Raw genomic sequence first — 19,952 nt, 5'->3', positions numbered from 1 at the left:
AATTGATCCTCACCGATGTTGTTGGGCGCCTATTTGGCGCTGCGCACTAGCTTGTGGTTGGCGGCCTGCGCCTGCGGGCGGATGACAATTTCATCCAGATTCACGTGGGCCGGGGCGCTGACCGCATAGCGGATGACTTCGGCAACGTCTTCACCGGTCAAGGGATTCTCCACACCGGCGTAGACGTTGTCGGCGGCGCTCTGGCTTCCCAGACGACGGAGCGCGAACTCTTCTGTCTGCACCAGGCCGGGCAGGATCTCGATTACCCGCAGCCCGTTCTCGACTTCTTCAAGACGAAGCGCCTGGGTCATGGCACGTTCAGCGGCCTTTGCCGCGTTGTAGCCGCTGCCGCCTTCGTAGCTGGCCAGTGCGGCGGTGGAGGTAACGTTCAAGACGGTGCCTCGCGCCTCGCGAAGCTGGGGCAGCAGTGCACGGGTCAAGCGCATGGTTCCCATGACATTGGCTTGCCACATGAAGTCCCAGTTGTCATCGACCGCGTCGGCCCAGGTTTCGGTTCCACGCGCACCGCCGGCGCAATTGACCAGCGTATCTGCGCCGCCATGCGCGGTGACCGTTTCTACCAGTGCGTCGACATCTGCCTGCACGCTGACATCTGCTGGCACCGCGATCGCACCGCATTCAGCGGCGAGCTTTTCCAAGCGGTCGGCCCGGCGGGCTACTGCGAAGACGGTCCATCCTTGTGCGCGCAACGCACGGACTGTTGCCTGGCCAATTCCGCTGGAAGCTCCGGTAACAACGGCCGAACGGGAAGAAGTCTTATCTGTAATTGTCATACGTCAACTGTAGAACCAGATCATTACCAGTTGGTAAGGCATGAATTTCTCTTACATTTCATGCGGCAAGATTTTCTTCCGGGCCAGGGCCTGGAATCCAGGGCGGCGAGCGTCGGCGGTGCCGCCAGGGCCATGGCCGATGCTGTCCCGCCTGCGCCTACTGCGCGGCGGTAACGTGCAGCTGGCGCGGCTGCCGGAGGAATGCAATCGGAGGGAATATCTTGCGTAAGCGGAGCCATGCAGGAATGCGCCAACGCCAGACGGCGCTGCTATGCCCGGGTGCACCGTGCCGCTGGTGCGGGCGACAAGGCGATTCGGCGTTCGCGGCAGGACGGCTGAGCCAAGGGCCGCCGGTCCGGCACAGGCTTTTGATCCAGCTGGTCCCGGCTGGACAGCGGCGTGGTGCAAGCCATGGGCAACAATGACTGTGCGCCGGGCAAAACATGGAAGAATAGACGTATGGCAGAAGAAAACTTGGGCACAGACACGCCCGCAACGGTTTCCGTTCCTGACAAGCCCGCTTTGGAAGGCTTGGAAGAACGTCTTTCGTCCCGGTGGCGCACCGAGGGCACCTATCACTTCAATGAGGACACGACTCGCGAAGCCGTGTACTCCATCGACACTCCCCCGCCAACCGCTTCGGGTTCGCTGCACGTAGGACACATGTTCTCGTACACGCAGACCGACGTGTTGGCTCGCTACCAGCGCATGATCGGCAAGAACGTGTTCTACCCACTTGGTTGGGATGACAACGGCTTGCCTACCGAGCGCCGCGTGCAGAACTACTTCGGCGTCCGTTGCGACCCGACCAAGCCGTACATCGAGGGCTACCGTCCACCGGAAAAGCCTGCGAAGAACCAGCGCGACTGGGATGTCATCAGCCGCAAGAACTTCATCGAGATCTGTGAAGAGCTGGCGGTCGAAGACGAAAAGGTCTTCGAGCAGCTGTTCACCACCCTGGGCCTTTCGGTGGACTGGCGCATGACCTACCGCACGATCGACGACAATTCGCGTGCAACTTCGCAGCGCGCCTTCCTGGACAACCTGGCAAAGGGCGACGCCTACATGGCTGAAGCTCCAACCCTGTGGGACGTGACCTTCCGTACCGCAGTGGCCCAGGCCGAACTCGAAGACCGGGAAATGCCCGGCGCCTACTACCGTTATGCATTCGACGCTGAAAACGGCGAGCAGGTCTTCATCGAGACCACCCGCCCGGAACTGCTCGCTGCTTGCGCCGCGCTAGTGGCCCACCCGGATGACGAGCGCTACCAGCACTTGTTCGGCAAGACCGTGACCTCGCCGATCTTCGGAGTTCCCGTCACCGTCCACCCGCACCCATTGGCCCAGGCCGACAAGGGTTCTGGCATTGCCATGGTGTGCACGTTTGGCGACTTGACCGACGTGACCTGGTGGCGCGAACTGCAGCTGCCAACCCGTCCGATCATTGGACGCGACGGCCGCATCCTTGCAGACACCCCCGAGTGGATCACCACCGAGGCCGGCAAGGAAGCGTACGCCCAGATTTCGGCAAAGACCGTGTTCTCCGCCAAGGAAACCGTCGTCGAGATGCTTTCCGACGCGGGCCTGCTTGATGGCGAGCCGAAGAAGATTTCCCGTCCGGTGAACTTCTTCGAAAAGGGCGACAAGCCGCTGGAAATCGTGACCTCGCGCCAGTGGTACATCCGCAACGGCGGCCGTGATGAAGAACGCCGCAACCAGATGATCGCACGCGGCCAGGAAATTGATTTCCACCCGTCGTTCATGCGCTCGCGCTACGAAAACTGGGTTTCGGGCCTGAACGGCGACTGGCTCGTTTCCCGCCAGCGCTTCTTCGGCGTACCAGTGCCAGTGTGGTACCAGGTCAACGAGCACGGCGAACCGAACTACGATGCGCCGCTGTTGCCGACCATCGACCAGCTTCCGGTTGACCCGGCAGCAGACGCGCCGACCGGCTACACCGAGGACCAGCGCGGCTCCGCTAACGGCTTCATTGGCGATGCCGATGTCCTGGACACCTGGGCAACCAGCTCGCTGACCCCGCAAATCGCTGGCCGTTGGGGCCGTGACGACGAGTTCTTCTCGAAGGTCTACCCCTTCGACCTGCGCCCGCAGGGCCACGACATCATCCGTACTTGGCTGTTCTCCACCGCGGTTCGCGCAGATTCCCTGCACGGCAACGCTCCGTGGAAGCACGCTGCGATTTCGGGCTGGATCCTGGATCCGGACCGCAAGAAGATGTCCAAGTCCAAGGGCAACGTGGTTGTACCTAACGAAGTCCTGGATAAGTTCGGCGCGGACGCCGTACGCTACTGGGCGGCCAGTGCCAAGCTGGGTGCCGATACCGCGTATGAAATCAACCAGATGAAGATCGGCCGCCGCCTGGCCATCAAGATCCTCAACGCCTCGAAGTTCGTGCTGAACTTGGGCGCGACCGACGCCAACGTCTTGACCGATGACGCTTCGGTAGTCACCAACGGGCTGGATCGTTCGCTGCTCGCTCGCCTGTCGACCGTTATCGAAGACGCCCAGCGCGCTTTCGACAACTACGACTATGCTCGCGCGCTGGATATCACCGAGTCGTTCTTCTGGTCGTTCACCGACGACTACGTCGAATTGGTCAAGGACCGCGCCTACGGCGGCCACGGCGAAGCCGAGCAGGCGTCGGTTCTGGCTACCCTGGCCACCACCCTTGATTCCGTGCTGCGGCTGTTCGCGCCATTCCTGCCATTCGCTACCGAAGAGGTTTGGGGTTGGTGGCGCACCGGGTCGGTGCACCTGACCCAGTGGCCAAGCACCGGGCACTTGTCCGCTGCAGTGGAGGGCTCCGACCCGGCGGTACTGCCACTGGTTGGCGTCGCTCTCTCGGGCATCCGCAAGGCCAAGTCCGATGCGAAGGTCAAGCAGCGTACCGAAGTGCTCTCGGGCGAGATCCACGCTCCAGCGTCTCAGGTTGCGCAGCTCAAGGCAGGATTCGAGGACTTGAAGTCCGCGGCGAACGCCCGTGAGCTGACCCTGGTTGAAGCCGACGGTGAAATGACTGTCACCAACGTTGAATTGGCTCCGGCTGAAGAAACCGAATAGCAGTTGAACCAGAAAAACCGGTTGCCATCCCGTCATCGGGATGGCAACCGGTTTTGCTATTTCTGCCCTTGCTCCTCCCCCGCATCAGGGTCATCCGTCTCGGGTGGAGACTGGACGGTTTTCTCCATGGGCCGAGCCGCGCGTCGACGTTCGCCGGTGAAGTGTTCCAGTTGGTCTTCCGCGCTGGACTCAAGACGATGCTTCTGGACCGAGTCTTCTGACCCGGCAGCTGGCGAATTTCCGTCGGTCATCTTCTCTTCCCATCTACTTGCAGCCAGCAGCTGGATCCCCATCGATGTCCAGCTGCTGGGTTATTAGTGCTTAGTTCTGCGCGCTCTGGTATGCCTGCTGGATCACCGAGCCCCAGTACGGTCCGAACATGGTGTCGCGCACCGAGCTGTAGCCGAAGCTGTTCACAGAGTTCTGGTAGCCGTTAGATCCACTCCCCAGGAACCATGGGCCACCGGACGAGCCGCCGGTCATGTTGCATGGAATGCCTTGGGACTGGGACTGGCCAAACGGATCGTCGCTGGAGTATCCGCTGCACGATTGCAAGGTCTCGCCGTTGAATGGCGAAGCAGCTGGGTAGCCGTAAGCAGTGTAGTACTCTCCGCGCGCCTGGTTGAAGGCGACCCCCGAAGCGCCAACAGCATCAGTCAAGGACGCACCACCGCTGGAGCTGACCACGGCGAAGCCTGTGTCATAGGTGATGTCCCCGCCATTTGACCATTCAGTTGGTGCCACCAGCTCGGTCGCTGCGAAGGAACCGTAGGGTGCTTTGCCGTTTTCATAGGCTGGAACGAAGACCCAACGGGTTGCGAATGAACCGGGTCCTTCATTCAGGCAGTGGCCAGCGGTGGAGACCGTCGACTCGTTGGCGGAGACGACAGCGTTGCCAGAGCACACGTAGTCTGATCCGCCGAGAGTGAAGAACACCTTGCCGATGTGCGAAACCGGTGTTTCCTGGGTAGCGCGAGTCTTGCCACCCTTCGTTTGGGCCTGCTTTCCGGCTGCCGCCTGCGCGCCATGACCGGCGACCTTGGCCGGCTTGCCGGCTTCAACCTTGGCAGCCGAACCCGACTTGCCAGCTACGAGTGAATCTGCGTTCTTTGCGGCTTTCATCCGATCCGCGGTCCAGTAGGATACCGCTGCGTCAGCCTTCTGTTCCGAGATCGTGATTGACTCGACGTCGCCACCAGTGGTCGTCGGCGCTGCCGAGGCCATCGGTGCCACGCCGAGCATCAGCGCGCCTGCAAGAACCGCGGCGCTTGCCAGCTTGTGGCGCCCCTTGCCCTTGGATGAATCCGTAATTAGAGAACGAATCTGCACGATTTAACTCCTTGTCCAGTGGCTTCTTTGCCACTATCGATGGGGGTGCTGTTGCACTCGTGGGAAACAGTCAAACACACACTTCAAGCATTTTCTACAGGAATATTTTCCTCCGTCCGCCGCGTCACCGACCTGCAACGGCCACCAAGTTGTGAAGCGAAATAGTTTTGAAACAGATACTTTCAATCGATTCCCCGGCGCCACGACGCCCCTTCGAATGAGCCCGTGCATTTCTGGTGATTTCAAACCAGCCCCTGAATACCAGTGAGCCGAATCACACGCCCAGAGTCCGGCCTTGCCGCGCGAGACCGGAGAAGCGTGTCTGAATATATGAAATAGAAGCTTCGGTAACAGATACTTTCCCGGCTCCGCGATGTCTGCCCTGTAGGAAAAAATATGCATTAATTAGGCTTTAAAATTGGACTTATTCGACACCCAATAGAGCCGGTTGCCGATGCCGACGGCCTACCTCCACGACTTGCCTTGCAATCCGATGACGCCTGCGCACTCTGCAAAGGCAGCTTGAACTGTCCGCCCGCCGCGCGCCGTTGCCCTGGATTGATGAGTCATCATCCGAGCCTAAGAAACGGAGGTTCGAACGACGCACCAATTGGACTGCGGAACCGTCCCTGGCCAATATGAACCGCGTGCTCCGCGATCCGACGAGAAGGTGAAGCACCGGTGCAACGAATGGCGGATGCACAGAATACTGGTCCGGCCCATGCGGATCGGCGCCTTGATGGCGCACCTTCCTCCGTCGGCGGATAGCCAATCGTCCCGTGGATTAGTGGCATCGGAGGGCGAACACCCGGCCCTCCATGCCAAGCGCCTTCACTGATTAAAAACCAAGGACGCTGCCTCGCAATGAGACAACGTCCTTGGAACAGAAAATTCCCGCTTAGTCGAAAACCGGGCTTTCGGTACGAGTGCGCTTCATTTCGAAGAAGTACGGGAAGGATGCGAGCTGCGCCGCAGCGTCAAACATCTTTCCTGCATCTTCCCCAGTTGGAATACGGGTAATGACCGGACCGAAGAAAGCAACGCCATCAACGGCGACGATTGGCGTGCCTACATCCTGCCCCACCAAGTTGATGCCTGCCTCGTGGCTCGAGCGCAGCACGTCATCGTTGGCATCGGTATTCGCAGCTTCAGCGAGTTCCGCCGGCAATCCCGCCTTCTTCAGCGCCTTGGCGATGACTTCATCACGATCTTCGATCTTCTCGTAATGGAATAGTTCACCCATGGCGGTGTACAAGCTGTCCTTGACTCCCTCGCCGTGTTCCTGGGCAGCACGCGTGACCACCCGCACCGGCCCCCATGAGATGTCCATCTTGGCGCGGTAGTCAGCTGGAAGGTCGCGGCCTTCGTTAAGCATCGAGAGGCTCATGACGTTCCAGTTCACGTCGATGTCGCGGACCTTCTCCACTTCCTTGATCCAGCGGCTCGTCGCCCAAGCGAACGGGCAGATTGGATCGAACCAAAAATCTACTTGCTGACGTTCAGCCATGAACTACCAACTTTCTTCCGAAGAGAATTTTTGAATACGGCTAGGCGGACTTCATATCGCGCTTGGCCACCATCGCGTGAGAGAGCAACGTGGGATCTTCACGGTCAATGACGGTTGCCCGAGTAATGACCACCTCGGCAACATCGTCGCGGCTTGGAAGGTCGAACATTACGCCGCCAAGGGTTTCCTCAAGAATCGACCGCAAACCACGCGCGCCGGTCTCACGCGCAATAGCCTGTTCTGCGATTGCTTCCAGTGCCGACTGGTCGAAGCTCAAAGCTACGCCATCCATCTGGAACATCTTCTGGTACTGCTTGAGAAGTGCGTTCTTTGGTTCGGTCAGTACGCGCACTAGCGCGTCCTTATCCAGATGCTCCACCGTGGTGATCACCGGCAGGCGACCAATGAATTCTGGAATCAGGCCGAACTTGAGCAAGTCTTCCGGCCGAACATCCGAGTAGGAAGCGGTCTCCGACTTCAGCGCTTTCAGCGGAGCACCGAAACCGATGCCTTTCTGCCCTGCCCGCGAAGAAATAATTTCTTCCAGTCCGGCAAAGGCGCCGGCAACGATGAACAGGATATTGGTGGTGTCGAGCTGAATGAAATCCTGGTGAGGGTGCTTGCGGCCACCCTGGGGCGGCACCGCAGCGACAGTGCCTTCAAGGATCTTCAGAAGCGCCTGCTGGACGCCTTCACCGGAAACGTCCCGGGTGATCGAAGGGTTCTCGCTCTTGCGGGAAATCTTGTCGATCTCGTCAATATAGATGATGCCGGTCTCGGCCTTCTTGACGTCATAGTCGGCAGCTTGAAGCAGCTTGAGAAGAATATTTTCCACATCTTCACCCACGTAGCCTGCTTCAGTCAGGCTTGTAGCGTCGGCGACAGCGAAAGGAACATTCAGCTTCTTCGCCAGCGACTGCGCCAGGTACGTCTTACCGCATCCGGTAGGACCAATAAGCATGATGTTGGACTTCGAGACTTCCACATCATCCAGCGGGTCATCGTTAGTCAGCGCCGCAACAGGACCGTGGTCCTGGTTGCCGTGGATACGCTTGTAGTGGTTATAGACAGCGACCGAGAGAGCACGCTTGGCGTTCTCCTGGCCGATGACGTATTCCTGCAACGAGTTGAAGATCTCGCGTGGCTTAGCCAAGGAGAACTCTTCGTGCACCTGCTCTTCGGCGAACTCTTCAGCGATGATTTCGTTGCAGAGTTCGATGCATTCAGTACAAATGTAGACACCATGGCCTGCAATTAGCTTCTTAACCTGCTTCTGGCTCTTCCCGCAGAAAGAGCATTTCAACAGATCCGAGCCTTCACCCATGCGTCCCATCGCACCATTCTCCCGTTTACTTGAGTAGCTGTGGACTTACTCAATTCTAGGCTAGTAGTCCCCCAAATTAGATGAATATGGCGGTTTACCTGTGTTGTGCCGTCTGCCTTTGGACAGACCAGCAACTAGGTAAACCGCCATTCATCATGGATTATTCCAAGTATGCGCTAGCTTCCCAGCTGAGCACGGTTCAGCTTACGAGGAGTCAATACCTCGTCTACGATGCCGTACACCTTGGCTTCGCTAGCAGTCATGAACAAGTCACGCTCCACGTCGCCGCGCACCTTCTCAACGTCCTGGCCGGAGTGGGAGGCAATGGTCTCTTCCAGCCAGCTGCGCATGCGCATAACTTCCTCGGCCTGGATCTGCAGGTCAGTCGCGGTGCCGCGTTCGCCGCCACCCATTGCTGGCTGGTGGATCAATACGCGCGCGTTAGGCAGGGCCAAACGCTTGCCCGGGGTACCAGCTGCGAGCAGTACTGCTGCTGCGGACGCCGCCTGGCCAAGGCACACGGTCTGGACCTCTGGGCGGATGAACTGAATCGTGTCGTAGATTGCAGTCATCGCGGTGAAGGAACCACCTGGCGAATTGATGTACAGGGTAACGTCGCGCTCAGGGTCCATGGATTCCAGGACCAGCAGCTGGGCCATCACGTCATCGGCCGATGCGTCATCAACCTGGGCGCCGAGGAAGATGATGCGATCTTCGAATAGCTTTGCGTATGGGTCCTGGCGCTTGAAGCCGTATGGGGTGCGCTCTTCGAACTGTGGCAGGATGTAGCGGGCCGACGGCATCTGACCGCTAACGGCTTCCGGATTGAAGTTCATGGTTTTCTCCTAGGACAAATCTTTGGGTATCAAGCGATGCGGTGCGACTATTTGTTGTCGTCGCCTACGAAACCGTTGACCGAGCCTGCGTGGGTTGCGATCTGATCGAAGAAGCCGTACTTCAAGCCATCTTCTGCGGTGAACCACTTATCACGCTGGTTGTCGATGAGGATCTGCTCCACGGTCTGACCGGTCTGTTCTGCAGTCAACTCGCTCATGACCTTCTTCATGTGCATGATCAGTTCAGCCTGGATCTTGATATCCGAGGCGGTACCGCCGATGCCGCCCGATGGCTGGTGCATCAGGATGCGGGCGTTCGGCGTAGCGAAACGCTTGCCCGGGGTGCCCGAGGACAGCAGGAACTGGCCCATCGATGCGGCCAGACCGGTTGCTACGGTCACGACGTCATTCGGGATGAAGTTCATGGTGTCGTAGATGGCCATGCCAGCGGTGATCGATCCACCTGGCGAGTTGATGTACAGGTAGATGTCCTTCTCAGGATCCTCTGCCGAGAGCAGCAGCAACTGCGAGCAAATGGCATTCGCATTGTCGTCGCGGACGTCGGAGCCCAGCCAGATGATGCGCTCCTTGAGCAGGCGGTTGTAGATGTAGTCATCACGGCCGGCCGGCTCTGCGGCTGCCATAGTGGGAGTGCGCGAATCATTTGACATGTTCTCTACCTCTTCCAAACGTGTAGATCAGTTTCTGGAATCTCTGTTTCTAATCCCATAGCTACAACTGGTTACTTTGAGATTACTTACTTCAAGCCATTCTTGGGCCGTTTCATGCCCCTGTTTCGCTCACGGCGCATGATGCACGCCCGCAGCGAACAAAAATGGCCATCGGCGGCTTGTTTTGAACAAGCGGCCGATGGCCATCAGAGTTTAGTGAAGACTACTTGGCCTCTTCGGCCTCAACCTCAGCAGCTTCTTCTTCACCGGCTGGCTTGACGAAGGAGGTCAGGTCAACTGCGGCACCGTTGGAATCGGTAACCTTAGCGAACTCGAGAACCTTTGCAAGTGCCTTGCGGCGGCGAACTTCGCCCATGAGCATTGGAACCTGGCCTGCGCCGTCCAGCATCTGTGCAAACTGGTTTGGCTCCATGCCGTACTGGCCTGCGGTCTGAACGATGTAGTCGATCAGCTCGGACTGCTCGACGCCAACTTCTTCAGCATCTGCAACAGCGTCGAGGATGATCTCGTTCTTGAAAGCACGCTCGGTGTTCTCGCGAACCTCTGCGCGGTGCTCTTCGGTGTCGTGGTCTGCTTCAGCGTCTGGTGCGTTGAAGTGCTGCTCGATCTGCTCATCGATAACCGATGCAGGAACAGGAACCTCAACCAGTTCAACCAGCTTGTCCAGAACCAGCTCGCGAGCCTCTACGCCCTGCTCGACAACCTTGCCCTCTGCAGCGTCCTTCGACAGGTTCTCGCGCAGCTCGGCGATGGTGTCGAATTCCGAAGCCAGCTGAGCGAAGTCATCGTTAGCTTCTGGCAGTTCGCGCTGCTTCACAGCGTTGACGACAACCTTGACGGTTGCGGTCTTGCCGGCGTGCTCGCCGCCAGCCAGGGTGGTCTCGAAGGTTGCGTCTTCGCCGGCAGACAGGCCGGTAACAGCCTCGTCCATGCCCTCAAGCATGTTGCCGGAACCGATCTGGTAGGACAGGCCCTGTGCGGAGTCGACTTCTTCGCCTTCTACAGCAGCGGTCAGGTCGATGGTCACGAAGGAGTCTGCAGCTGCTGGAGCTTCAACTTCCTTCAGGGTGCCGAAGCGGCCGCGCAGATCGTCGAGAGCCTTCTCGATGTCCTCGTCAGCAACTTCCTTGGCCTCAACAGAAACTTCGATGCCCTTGTAGTCCGGAAGTTCAACCTTCGGACGTACGTCTACCTCGAGGGTGAAGACCAGCTGGCCTTCGCCTTCCTTTTCGAGGGATGGCAATTCGGTGATGTCTACCTCTGGGCGGGACAGCGGGGTGAGTTCGTTCTCAACCATTGCCTTCTGGTAGTACTCGTTCAGACCTTCGTTGACGGCAGTCTCGATGACATGGCCGCGACCGACGCGCTGGTCGATCATCTTTGCAGGAACTTTGCCCTTGCGGAAGCCTGGGATCTGAATCTGCTGAGCGATGGTCTTGTACGCCTCATCGACGCGGGGCTTCAGTTCCTCGTAAGGAACTTCAACGGTCAGCTTAACCCGGGTCGGGTTGACGTTTTCGACGGCGCTCTTCACAGCGTTGTACTCCTGAGTTGTCTAATATTAGGTCTAATCTGCAAAAAACCCCGCAACATGGTGGCGTTGCGGGGTTGTTCGACAGAGTCGGGGTGACAGGATTCGAACCTGCGACCTCACGCTCCCAAAGCGCGCGCTCTAGCCAAGCTGAGCTACACCCCGATTAGCAGTGAACAGTCTAACCCGAGTTATCCTGTATCCACTAATCGTTTGTGATGCTTACTAGTTACTTTTTACGGTTCTTAGTGATCACAAGATCTAAATTATATTTAGCTCTCAAATTTCACGAGCTGAATCCGAAGATTTTTCACTCGTAAAGTCGGGGTGACAGGATTCGAACCTGCGACCTCACGCTCCCAAAGCGCGCGCTCTAGCCAAGCTGAGCTACACCCCGATTAGCCAGGAAGCCGCATCAAGCGATGCTTTGCTCCAACTAACCGTTTTGCTTGAATACCGAGAATTTTTCAATTTCCGCCACTCACGAGGACTGATCTCTCAGTTCTCAATTCTACGGCTGAATTGCTTCAGCCATAAAGTCGGGGTGACAGGATTCGAACCTGCGACCTCACGCTCCCAAAGCGCGCGCTCTAGCCAAGCTGAGCTACACCCCGGTAAAGTTCAGAAGAAAGCTTGTTTCATCTGGACTAACCGTTTTGCAATCGGTCCGGGAATGTTTTGTTTCCCGTGCTGATCACAAGAAACTAAGTTACACGGGTTCGAACCAAAAGCAAAATCGAGGATTTTGCATGTTGCAGAAAGACATCCGCATGATTTAGCGGTTTTCCTCGTTTCACAAGCCAGAATTTAGCCAAAACTCGCTTTTTCGTGAGTTGAATTACAGGTGGATTTTCGAACGACCGCAACACCAGTGCCGCCGGCCGACTGGAAGACAAGAACCACCCATTCTCCTTTGAAGCATTGACTGGGACCCAGATGCGGCCGATTATTTTTTCCAGGTGTTCAAGCAGCGACTGTTGCTTTGCTCGGCGACCCGGCACATAATCCGTGGCTGCTGGACTGAACCCCGGTCGAAACCAAGCGTCACGCTTGCAAACCTGACGCCATGCCAACAGCTCCCAGGCAGGCGTGAGGAGGGTGCGAGTTTGGCATATTTGAAAGCGGGAAATCGCCAATTCCCGAAGCTGCACCCCGGAACGCGAGGCTCATCGAATCAATTAGCGACGTTCGGCGACGACTCTTCTCCGCCGCTGACGAAGTGAAGGGGCCTGGGAAAAACGCTCCCCGCCGATGCATAAGAATGCGATTTGACGTCCAGGAGCAGAAAAAAATGGAAGCCGCAAACATTATCGGAGCCTCATTTCTGCAGTGACCCGAAATGGCTGCACTACGCAGAGGAGGCCAGGAAAAGAGCGGCCTTCGTCCAGATGCGCGAAAAGGCCCCGCACGGCGAGACCTTTTCATTTGGAGGGGATGACGGGAATCGAACCCGCATCATTAGTTTGGAAGACTAAGGCTTTACCACTAAGCTACATCCCCATTTCGAAGCTTCTGCGCTTCGAACAAGATTCAGTCTAGACCATAAAACTCTTGCTTTGCAAATCGGGGATTCCATGTCTCACTTGGCACCTCTCCCTTATCACTGCCGTACGGTGATGGTTAGCAAAACACGCCGACGAGCCTGAACGAAAAGAACTCCGCTCGTCCCATCGACGAATCTGCAGCTTATGCCTTCACATGTTTGCGCGGAAGCTTCTGGCAACGAGGGCACCAGTACAGCTTGCGAGCCGCGATTTCGGCCAGGGAAATCTGCGCCGAACATTTCCGGCACCCCATTCCCTGCCGCTGATAAACGTAGTACGCGTTATCGGGCCAAACCACGCCCTGTGGGTCGCGGTCTTCGGGCAAGGTAGTGATGATCTTGCCATCGCGAACGCCGTCTTCCATTACCGATACGATGTCCCACCAAAGTGATTTGGCCTTTTGAGCACTAAGTTCATTCGCCGGCAATTCCGGAGCGATTCGATTCCGGAATAGGGCTTCCGCTCGGTAGATATTGCCGACACCAGAAATGAGCGCCTGGTTCATGAGCACGATGCCAATGGCTGTCTTGGTCTTCATCAGGTTCGCCCGGAATTCCTTGAAGCCCGCTTCAAGCCGAATATCTGCGTCCGCTAAATCAGCCTGGCCTTTGGCTGCCCTGAAACGCACTGCGGACCCAATCAATGGATCCGGGCCGAGCTTATCCAGATGAATCTGGACCTGTTCGTATTCCAGAACCTCGCATGCAGTTGGCCCGCGCAAATCAGCCCAGCCGTGTTCGGAAACGATCCGCGCTCTAACTGCTCCTACCGGTGCGGGCGGGCCGGTGTACTTCTCAGCATCCGTACTGGCACTGGCTTCGATTTCACCAATCTTCCGAGGGGCGCCAATCGAGGAAGCACCCGTAAAGTAGCTGTCTCCCCCGAAATTGAACGCGCCATAGAGCCCCAGATGCACTCGCAGATAGAGATCGTTGGAAAAGCGGCAGAAGAGCTGCTTGCCCTTGGCAAAGGCCTGTTCCAGCTGATGGCCGTCGATGCGCGCGGCATCGGAGCTGAAACGGCCCTGCGGAGAAGTAACCAGGACCGTTTGCCCGCCAAAGACATCGTCGAACTGGCGGGCAAGTCGGTGAAGGGAATGACCTTCAGGCACGACTAGTCGATGACCTCGCCGGTCGTTTCATACGTGGCGATCTTGCCGATGCGGCGTACGTGGCGCTCCGCTTCGCTAAATGGTTCAGCGAGGAAGGCCTCGATAAGTTCCGCAGCTTCTTCTACTGAGTGCTGGCGCCCGCCAACGGCTATGACGTTGGCGTTGTTGTGCTCACGGGCCAATTTCGCGGTATCCATGTTCCACGCCAGTGCGGCGCGAATCCCTTCGACCTTGTTGGCAGCAATTTGTTCGCCGTTGCCGGAGCCGCCCAAGACGATACCCAGTGCGTCCACGCCCGCGCGCTGGTCATCAACAACAGCTTGTGCCGCGTTGATGCAGAATGCCGGGTAATCATCCTCCGGGTCATAGGACTTCGGGCCGTGGTTGACCATTTCGTAGCCCTTGGCGGTCAGGTGCTTTACCAGGTAGTCGCTGAGCTCAAGTCCTGCATGGTCAGTAGCGATATGCACGCGCATAGTCGATTGCCTCATTTACTAGGGAGGGTTCTTTTACTTTCCTATCTAGGATAGCGACCGCGGCACGCGCTCCGGCTACTTCTCAGCTGCGCATCACGGAGTATGAACCGAATAAGTCTCCGAGGCGTCCCAAAGCGTGCAATTTCGGGACGCTATTGGAAAATTGAGTAAATTGTTCGGCCCGATGACTTGCGCAATGCCCGGTCAAAGGTGACACAATAGACAGATATTCAATATTCATTTCACAACTTCCACCGGTGGATAGCCATCGCCAAGAATTGGAGAACCCATGCCAGGAATGAACCTCACTCGCGCCGAGGCCAGCGAACGCGCAAATCTGCTCAACGTTGACAGCTATGAGGTAAGCCTGGATCTTACTCGCGGTGAGCGCGTCTTCACTTCCAAGACTACGGTGCGGTTCTCCGCCACCGCCGGCGCTTCGACATTCATTGATGCAGTCACCGACTCGGTACGCTCCATCAATCTCAATGGCGTCGAGCTGGACCCAGCGCAGCATTCAGATGGCATCCGTATCCAGTTGCCGAACCTCGCCGCAGAAAACCTACTCGTGATCGACGCGGACGCGCTGTACATGAACACCGGCGAAGGCCTGCATCGATTCGTAGACCCAGTGGACCAGGAAGTCTACTTGTACACCCAGTTCGAGGTCGCGGACTGCCGGCGCATGTTCGCCGTCTTCGAGCAGCCTGATTTGAAGGCCACCTTCCAGTTCTCGGTCACCGCGCCAAAATACTGGAACGTTGTTTCCAACGCCCCGACTCCTGCGCCAGAGGAAAACGGGAATTCAGCAACTTGGGCCTTTGCCCCAACCCAGCGGATCTCGTGCTACATCACTGCCCTGATCGCAGGCCCCTACCAGGTCGCCCGCGATTCGCTGGTTTCCTCCAGCGGCCGCACCATCGAGCTGGGTGTCTTCGCCCGCGCATCCATGATGCAGTACCTGGACGTCGAGAACATCGTCACCGTGACCCGTCAGGGTTTCGAATTCTACGAGAAGAACTTCGGCACCCCATACCCATTCGAGAAGTACGATCAGTTGTTCGTTCCCGAATTCAACGCAGGCGCCATGGAAAACGCTGGAGCGGTGACCTTCCTCGAGGAATACATCTTCCGTTCCCGTCCAACCGGTGCCATGATTGAGCGCCGCGCGATCACCATCCTGCATGAGCTGGCACACATGTGGTTCGGTGACCTGGTCACCATGAAGTGGTGGAACGATCTGTGGCTCAATGAGTCCTTCGCAGAATTCATGTCCACTCTGGCGGCCGCGCAGAACACCGAGTTCACCAGCGCTTGGACCACCTTCAATACGTTGGAGAAGAACTGGGCCTACCGCCAGGACCAGTTGCCTTCCACCCACCCCATTGTCGCGGAGATCAATGACCTTGAAGACGTAGAGGTCAACTTCGATGGAATCACCTATGCCAAGGGGGCCAGCGTTCTGCGCCAGCTGGTAGCTTTCGTAGGCCAGGAAGAATTCATGGCTGGCGTACGCGAGTACTTCGCCAAGCATGCCTGGAAGAACACCGAGCTGCCAGACCTGCTCAAGGAACTGGAAGCCGCCAGCGGCCGCGATCTCAGCGGCTGGGGCGCATCCTGGCTGGAAACCGCTGGTGTGAACACCCTCAAAGCCGAAATTGAAACCGGCAATGACGGTGCTATTACGTCCTTTGCCATTCGCCAGTCCGCCGTTGCCCAGTTCCCGACTTTGCGCCAGCACCGACTTGCTGTTGGCTTCTACTCGCTCGATGAGGCCGGAACGCTGCAGCGCGTGCACCGCGAAGAACTTGATATCGATGGCGAGCTCACCTTCGTTCCCGCGCTGGCCGGCATGAAGCGCCCGGATTTGGTTCTGCTCAATGACGATGACCTGACCTACGCGAAGATCCGCCTGGATGAAGTTTCCTTGGCGACTGCCACCGAGCATCTGAAGGACTTCCAGGAGTCGCTGCCGCGCACTCTTGTTTGGTCAGCCGCGTGGGACTCTGTACGTGATGCCGAAGCCCCTGCAAGCACCTACGTCCAGTTGCTGCTGAACAATATTGGCCACGAGGTGGATTCCACGGTGATCATGGTGCTGTTGCGCCAGCTGAACACCTCGCTGGATCTTTTTGTTGCTGCAGAACGCAGCGAAGAACTTTCGGTGCAGGCTGCCGACCAGCTGTGGCAGCTGGCTTCCAATGCTGAAGCAGGCTCCGACGCGCAGCTGCAGTTCGTCAAGGCCTTCGCGCACCGCTCGCGCGCCGCCGCCCAGTTGGATCGCGTCAGGAACTTGTTCGACGGCTCGGCAAGCTTGCCAGGCCTGGCCGTTGACACCGATTTGCGCTGGTCCTTCGCAATCGCGCTGAGTGCCGGCGGCTACCTGAGCGATGCTGATCTCGACGCAGTTCTGGCCAGCGACGACACGGCCAAGGGCAAGGCGTCGTGGTACACCGCGCGAGCTTCCCGCCCAACTGCAGAAGCAAAGGCAGAGGCATTCGGGGCGGCAACCGCTGCTACCTTGTCCAACGATCAGCAAAGCGCCGTCATTTCCGGTTTCAACAACGTGCACCAGAACGCGTTGATCTCCGGATACGCCGAGGACTACTTCGGGCTGCTCGTCAACGCGTGGGAATCCTACTCGCATGAGATGGCCAAGCAGATTGTGATCGGCTTCTACCCCAGCTCCAACGTCTCGCAGGAAACTTTGGACCAGACGGATGCATTCCTGGAATCCCTGGGATCCAAGCACGCGGCGATGCGCCGTCTGCTGGTGGAATCGCGTGCCGACGTGGTCCGGGCTCTCGCTGCGCGTCGGGCGGACGCCGAGGCACTAGAAATCTAGGGTCGCTCGGATGGTGGCGGCGGCTTCTGCTCAATGCGGAAGCCGCCGCCACCTTTCGGTTAAAAGTGGGAGAATAGACCTATGGACCTCTCGCAACATGAATATCGGGTAGGGCTCGAATGGACAGGCAATCGTGGAACCGGAACGGAAAGCTACCGCAGCTACGGCCGGGACCATGTATTGCGCGCATCGGGCTTGCCAGATTTGCCGGGCACCGCGGATCCAACATTCCATGGGGATCGCGATCGCTGGAATCCAGAACAACTCCTGCTTGCTGCCCTGAGCCAATGCCACATGCTCTCGTTTCTGCATGTAGCAGTTACCCACGGCGTGAATATCACGGGTTATACGGACGATGCTTCTGGAACACTGCGTCTCAATCGGGATAACAGCGGTGAATTCACCCAAGCCATCTTGCGGCCCGTCGTTTACCTTGCCGATGAATCCCAACGAGAACTTGCCGATTCGCTCCACTCCCAGGCGAACAAGGTTTGCTTCATCGCCCGGTCCGTCAACTTCCCGGTTCTCCACGAGCCGGTATCCCCTAGCTCCTCCTGAGGATTTTTACGAATGACTGAAAACCTGCCACTTGCACATGACCCGAAAAAGGATCCCTTCAGCAATCCCCTGGTTCTAGGCCGATCCAGCCAAGAATTCTTGGATGCCGCCGAAACGCCGATCGACGTTGCCAACTATCCCGGTACCTTCTACGCAGAGGTTGGCGGTCGCGAGATTTTCGCTCAGCTGACCAAGAATTTCTACAGTTCCGTTGCCGAAGACGAGGATTTCCGTCGGATGTATCCAGAGAAGGAGCTTCGGGCTGCCCAAGTTCGCCTCCAGCTGTTCCTGGAACAATACTGGGGTGGTCCGACAACGTTCTCCGAGCATCGTGGCCACCCTCGGCTCCGCATGCGTCATGCAAATTACCCGGTGAACGGCCACTACCGTGATGTCTGGCTGGGCCATATGAACAAGGCTATCGACCAGCTAGAGCTGCCAATGCTGCAGGCCGAAACCCTTCGGGACTACTTCGAGCGTGCGGCTCACTCGTTGCTGAACACTCCGGATGAACACCGGAATCTGCTCTAAGAATTTATGGACTAGAACCGCCACGGGCGAGTTCTAGTCCATATCCTTATTACTGCTTAGCCGAGCAAAGAGGCTTTGCGGACAAGGACATGCCCTCGCTCGTTACTCAGTCGAGTCCAACTGCCATTGCGGAGTACTCGGCTTTGCCCGCCAGGCGCCAGGAAACCCAAGGCATGCATGGCAAATGCGGAGCCCATAGGAATCTTCAAATCTTCTCCTTGCACATCCGCAGCCCAAATTCGCTGCCGTATCTGCACAAGCACAGGCAATCCCGGGTTTTCCGGCAATGCTTGGGCGACGGCGTCGATGCCGTTTTGAGCTGAGGAAGTTAGCATGTCGTTCGCTACGGCTCCTGCATCTTCCCAGCCTGAGACCGGCACGGAGATCCCAGCCCATTTAGGGTTCTCTTCAACCGGTGGGAGCGCGAAGTCGACGGTTGACTCCCCCATGCGAGCAAGGCGATCCTGGATCGATGCCAAGGAATAGCTGGCCTTGAGATCTGCAGGCTGCGCCAAGCGATGAACTCGCATTCCGAGGATGGTATAGCCGCCTTGACCGAGGTCGGAAGGGACCAAAACAGGTACATAGACAGCCAAGGCCATATTTCGAGCGACGAATTGGGCCGCATCATCTTCAATTGTTTTCGCCCGGCTAATAAAGTTCGCTAAGTCGCTTACTGAATTACTGTCGTCGAAAATCACCGCATCACTAGCCATATATTTATCGTCTCACGGAGCGGCAACTACGCGTGGCGACTTTGCTCATGGCGTGATGCTGCTCCGTGAAACGTATAGTTTTCCTATGAGCCCGAATCTCAACTGAAAATATTACTTTCGAGTAGCATTAAATTTGGTTTTGTTCCGCTATCGCATTCCAAGGAGCCCGCACAGTGACCGAAGACCTAGGCACCACCCAGATCCTGCTGGATCTGTTGAATCTGGATGGAGAAGACCAGGCGCGCACGGATGAGGATATCTTCATCGGCCATACCCCTGGGCAGACTCGACCTCGCGTCTTTGGCGGGCAGGTTCTGGCCCAATCGATCATGGCCGCCACGCGTACAGTTGAAGCGACCCGTGCGATCCATTCCCTGCACGGTTACTTCCTGCGTCCGGGAGACCCGAACCAGAACATCACTTTCGGCGTACAGCGCCTGCGCGATGGCCGCTCATTTTCCGCACGTCGAGTGCACGCCTACCAAAATGGCGAACCGATCCTGTCAATGATCACCTCATTCCAGGAACCGGCAAACGGCCTCGAACACCATGATCCAATGCCTGCCGGAATCCCGGATCCCGAGTCGCTTCCGACTACCGCAGATCTCGTGGGGCACCTGGACCATCCAGTGGCAAAGGAATGGGCTTTCGAACGGCCTTTCGACGTCCGGCATGTTTCGGAACCGATCTACCTTCCAGGAAATTCGGCCAAGCTTGCCGATAGTGCGGTTTGGCTGCGCACCACCTCGGCAATGCCCAATGAGCCCGCCCTGCACCGAGCTGCCTTGGCTTACGCGAGCGACTACATGCTACTTGAGCCTGCCCTGCGAGCCCATGGAGTGCCATGGGTACATCGCGGCTTGAGCATCGCCAGCCTCGATCACGCAATGTGGTGGCACCGGGATTTCCGAGTCGATGAATGGCTGCTCTACGTACTTCATTCGCCATCGGCCTCGTCGGCCCGCGGACTTGGTGCGGGAAAGTTCTACAACAAGGCAGGCGAGCTCGTCGCGACCGTCGCCCAGGAAGGCATGATCCGCCTGCCTGAGTTCGCAGAGGGGCACTAGCCCTCAATCG

Annotated in this window: 15 protein-coding genes and 4 tRNA genes; 5 read left to right on the top strand and 14 right to left on the bottom strand. The window is 57.7% G+C overall.

Annotation, left to right across the window (positions count from 1 at the left end; all coding sequences use genetic code 11):
• Positions 1–29: 29 nt before the first annotated feature.
• On the bottom strand, positions 30–794 hold the full coding sequence (locus ACIOJF_RS04120; RefSeq protein WP_105658468.1) for an SDR family oxidoreductase: 765 nt from the start codon (positions 792–794) through the stop codon (positions 30–32).
• Between the two features lie 459 nt (positions 795–1,253).
• On the opposite strand from ACIOJF_RS04120, the gene valS reads away from it, so the two are divergent.
• Positions 1,254–3,875, top strand: coding sequence for a valine--tRNA ligase (gene valS / locus ACIOJF_RS04115; RefSeq protein WP_105658467.1), 2,622 nt, complete (start codon positions 1,254–1,256; stop codon positions 3,873–3,875).
• 321 nt (positions 3,876–4,196) lie between these two features.
• Here valS and ACIOJF_RS04110 read toward each other — a convergent pair whose 3' ends face one another.
• The 12 genes from ACIOJF_RS04110 to ACIOJF_RS04055 all read right to left on the bottom strand — a co-directional run bounded on the left by ACIOJF_RS04110 (position 4,197) and on the right by ACIOJF_RS04055 (position 14,225).
• Positions 4,197–5,204, bottom strand: coding sequence for a serine protease (locus ACIOJF_RS04110; RefSeq protein WP_105658466.1), 1,008 nt, complete (start codon positions 5,202–5,204; stop codon positions 4,197–4,199).
• Positions 5,205–6,102: 898 nt separating this feature from the next.
• The gene (locus tag ACIOJF_RS04105; RefSeq protein ID WP_105658465.1) at positions 6,103–6,711 is read right to left on the bottom strand and encodes a DsbA family protein; all 609 of its coding nucleotides are present in this window, start codon (positions 6,709–6,711) and stop codon (positions 6,103–6,105) included.
• Between the two features lie 40 nt (positions 6,712–6,751).
• Positions 6,752–8,044 (bottom strand): ATP-dependent Clp protease ATP-binding subunit ClpX, encoded by a 1,293-nt coding sequence (clpX, locus tag ACIOJF_RS04100; RefSeq protein ID WP_105658464.1) that lies wholly within the window; start codon positions 8,042–8,044, stop codon positions 6,752–6,754.
• 167 nt (positions 8,045–8,211) lie between these two features.
• Positions 8,212–8,871, bottom strand: a complete 660-nt coding sequence (locus ACIOJF_RS04095) for an ATP-dependent Clp protease proteolytic subunit (protein WP_105658463.1) — start codon at positions 8,869–8,871, stop codon at positions 8,212–8,214.
• Between the two features lie 47 nt (positions 8,872–8,918).
• Entirely contained in the window at positions 8,919–9,542 is a 624-nt protein-coding gene (locus tag ACIOJF_RS04090; RefSeq protein ID WP_286134321.1) for an ATP-dependent Clp protease proteolytic subunit, read from the bottom strand.
• Between the two features lie 223 nt (positions 9,543–9,765).
• The gene (tig, locus tag ACIOJF_RS04085) at positions 9,766–11,097 is read right to left on the bottom strand and encodes a trigger factor (protein WP_105658461.1); all 1,332 of its coding nucleotides are present in this window, start codon (positions 11,095–11,097) and stop codon (positions 9,766–9,768) included.
• 87 nt (positions 11,098–11,184) lie between these two features.
• A tRNA-Pro gene (locus ACIOJF_RS04080) sits at positions 11,185–11,259 on the bottom strand.
• 157 nt (positions 11,260–11,416) lie between these two features.
• Positions 11,417–11,491 (bottom strand) — tRNA-Pro (locus tag ACIOJF_RS04075).
• A 142-nt stretch (positions 11,492–11,633) separates the two neighbouring features.
• Positions 11,634–11,708 (bottom strand) — tRNA-Pro (locus ACIOJF_RS04070).
• Between the two features lie 812 nt (positions 11,709–12,520).
• Positions 12,521–12,594 (bottom strand) — tRNA-Gly (locus ACIOJF_RS04065).
• A 186-nt stretch (positions 12,595–12,780) separates the two neighbouring features.
• A complete protein-coding gene (locus ACIOJF_RS04060) occupies positions 12,781–13,749 on the bottom strand; it encodes an Fpg/Nei family DNA glycosylase (RefSeq protein WP_105659203.1) in 969 nt (322 codons plus the stop codon).
• A 2-nt stretch (positions 13,750–13,751) separates the two neighbouring features.
• Positions 13,752–14,225 carry a ribose-5-phosphate isomerase gene (locus ACIOJF_RS04055; protein ID WP_105659202.1) on the bottom strand — a complete coding sequence of 158 codons (474 nt, stop codon included), beginning with the start codon at positions 14,223–14,225 and terminating at the stop codon, positions 13,752–13,754.
• Between the two features lie 289 nt (positions 14,226–14,514).
• On the opposite strand from ACIOJF_RS04055, the gene pepN reads away from it, so the two are divergent.
• The 3 genes from pepN (at position 14,515) to ACIOJF_RS04040 (ending at position 18,159) form a co-directional block, all read left to right on the top strand.
• Complete coding sequence (gene pepN, locus ACIOJF_RS04050) at positions 14,515–17,070, top strand: aminopeptidase N (RefSeq protein WP_105659201.1); 2,556 nt, start codon at positions 14,515–14,517, stop codon at positions 17,068–17,070.
• Positions 17,071–17,151: 81 nt separating this feature from the next.
• Positions 17,152–17,628 (top strand): OsmC family protein, encoded by a 477-nt coding sequence (locus ACIOJF_RS04045; protein ID WP_105659200.1) that lies wholly within the window; start codon positions 17,152–17,154, stop codon positions 17,626–17,628.
• Between the two features lie 12 nt (positions 17,629–17,640).
• On the top strand, positions 17,641–18,159 hold the full coding sequence (locus ACIOJF_RS04040) for a globin (protein ID WP_105659199.1): 519 nt from the start codon (positions 17,641–17,643) through the stop codon (positions 18,157–18,159).
• 56 nt (positions 18,160–18,215) lie between these two features.
• Here the strand turns inward: ACIOJF_RS04040 and ACIOJF_RS04035 are convergent, their stop codons facing one another.
• Complete coding sequence (locus ACIOJF_RS04035; protein WP_105659198.1) at positions 18,216–18,875, bottom strand: hypothetical protein; 660 nt, start codon at positions 18,873–18,875, stop codon at positions 18,216–18,218.
• A gap of 173 nt (positions 18,876–19,048) precedes the next feature.
• Here ACIOJF_RS04035 and ACIOJF_RS04030 point away from each other — a divergent pair, with 173 nt between their 5' ends.
• Positions 19,049–19,942: an acyl-CoA thioesterase II gene (locus tag ACIOJF_RS04030; protein WP_105659197.1), complete on the top strand. Its 894-nt coding sequence runs from the start codon at positions 19,049–19,051 to the stop codon at positions 19,940–19,942.
• Positions 19,943–19,952: the final 10 nt, after the last annotated feature.

Source organism: Glutamicibacter sp. NPDC087831, from assembly GCF_044742845.1.
Taxonomy (GTDB): Bacteria; Actinomycetota; Actinomycetes; order Actinomycetales; family Micrococcaceae; genus Glutamicibacter.
Note: the sequence above shows the minus strand (reverse complement) of the source record. Positions and strands in the feature narration are given on the sequence as shown.

What these genes read in the sequence shown, in the direction of transcription:
- ACIOJF_RS04120 (WP_105658468.1), bottom strand. Translation starts at nt 794, where the DNA reads ATGACAATTACAGATAAGACTTCTTCCCGTTCGGCCGTTGTTACCGGA.
- valS (WP_105658467.1), top strand. Translation starts at nt 1,254, where the DNA reads ATGGCAGAAGAAAACTTGGGCACAGACACGCCCGCAACGGTTTCCGTT.
- ACIOJF_RS04105 (WP_105658465.1), bottom strand. Translation starts at nt 6,711, where the DNA reads ATGGCTGAACGTCAGCAAGTAGATTTTTGGTTCGATCCAATCTGCCCG.
- clpX (WP_105658464.1), bottom strand. Translation starts at nt 8,044, where the DNA reads ATGGGACGCATGGGTGAAGGCTCGGATCTGTTGAAATGCTCTTTCTGC.
- ACIOJF_RS04095 (WP_105658463.1), bottom strand. Translation starts at nt 8,871, where the DNA reads ATGAACTTCAATCCGGAAGCCGTTAGCGGTCAGATGCCGTCGGCCCGC.
- ACIOJF_RS04090 (WP_286134321.1), bottom strand. Translation starts at nt 9,542, where the DNA reads ATGTCAAATGATTCGCGCACTCCCACTATGGCAGCCGCAGAGCCGGCC.
- ACIOJF_RS04055 (WP_105659202.1), bottom strand. Translation starts at nt 14,225, where the DNA reads ATGCGCGTGCATATCGCTACTGACCATGCAGGACTTGAGCTCAGCGAC.
- pepN (WP_105659201.1), top strand. Translation starts at nt 14,515, where the DNA reads ATGCCAGGAATGAACCTCACTCGCGCCGAGGCCAGCGAACGCGCAAAT.
- ACIOJF_RS04045 (WP_105659200.1), top strand. Translation starts at nt 17,152, where the DNA reads ATGGACCTCTCGCAACATGAATATCGGGTAGGGCTCGAATGGACAGGC.
- ACIOJF_RS04040 (WP_105659199.1), top strand. Translation starts at nt 17,641, where the DNA reads ATGACTGAAAACCTGCCACTTGCACATGACCCGAAAAAGGATCCCTTC.
- ACIOJF_RS04035 (WP_105659198.1), bottom strand. Translation starts at nt 18,875, where the DNA reads ATGGCTAGTGATGCGGTGATTTTCGACGACAGTAATTCAGTAAGCGAC.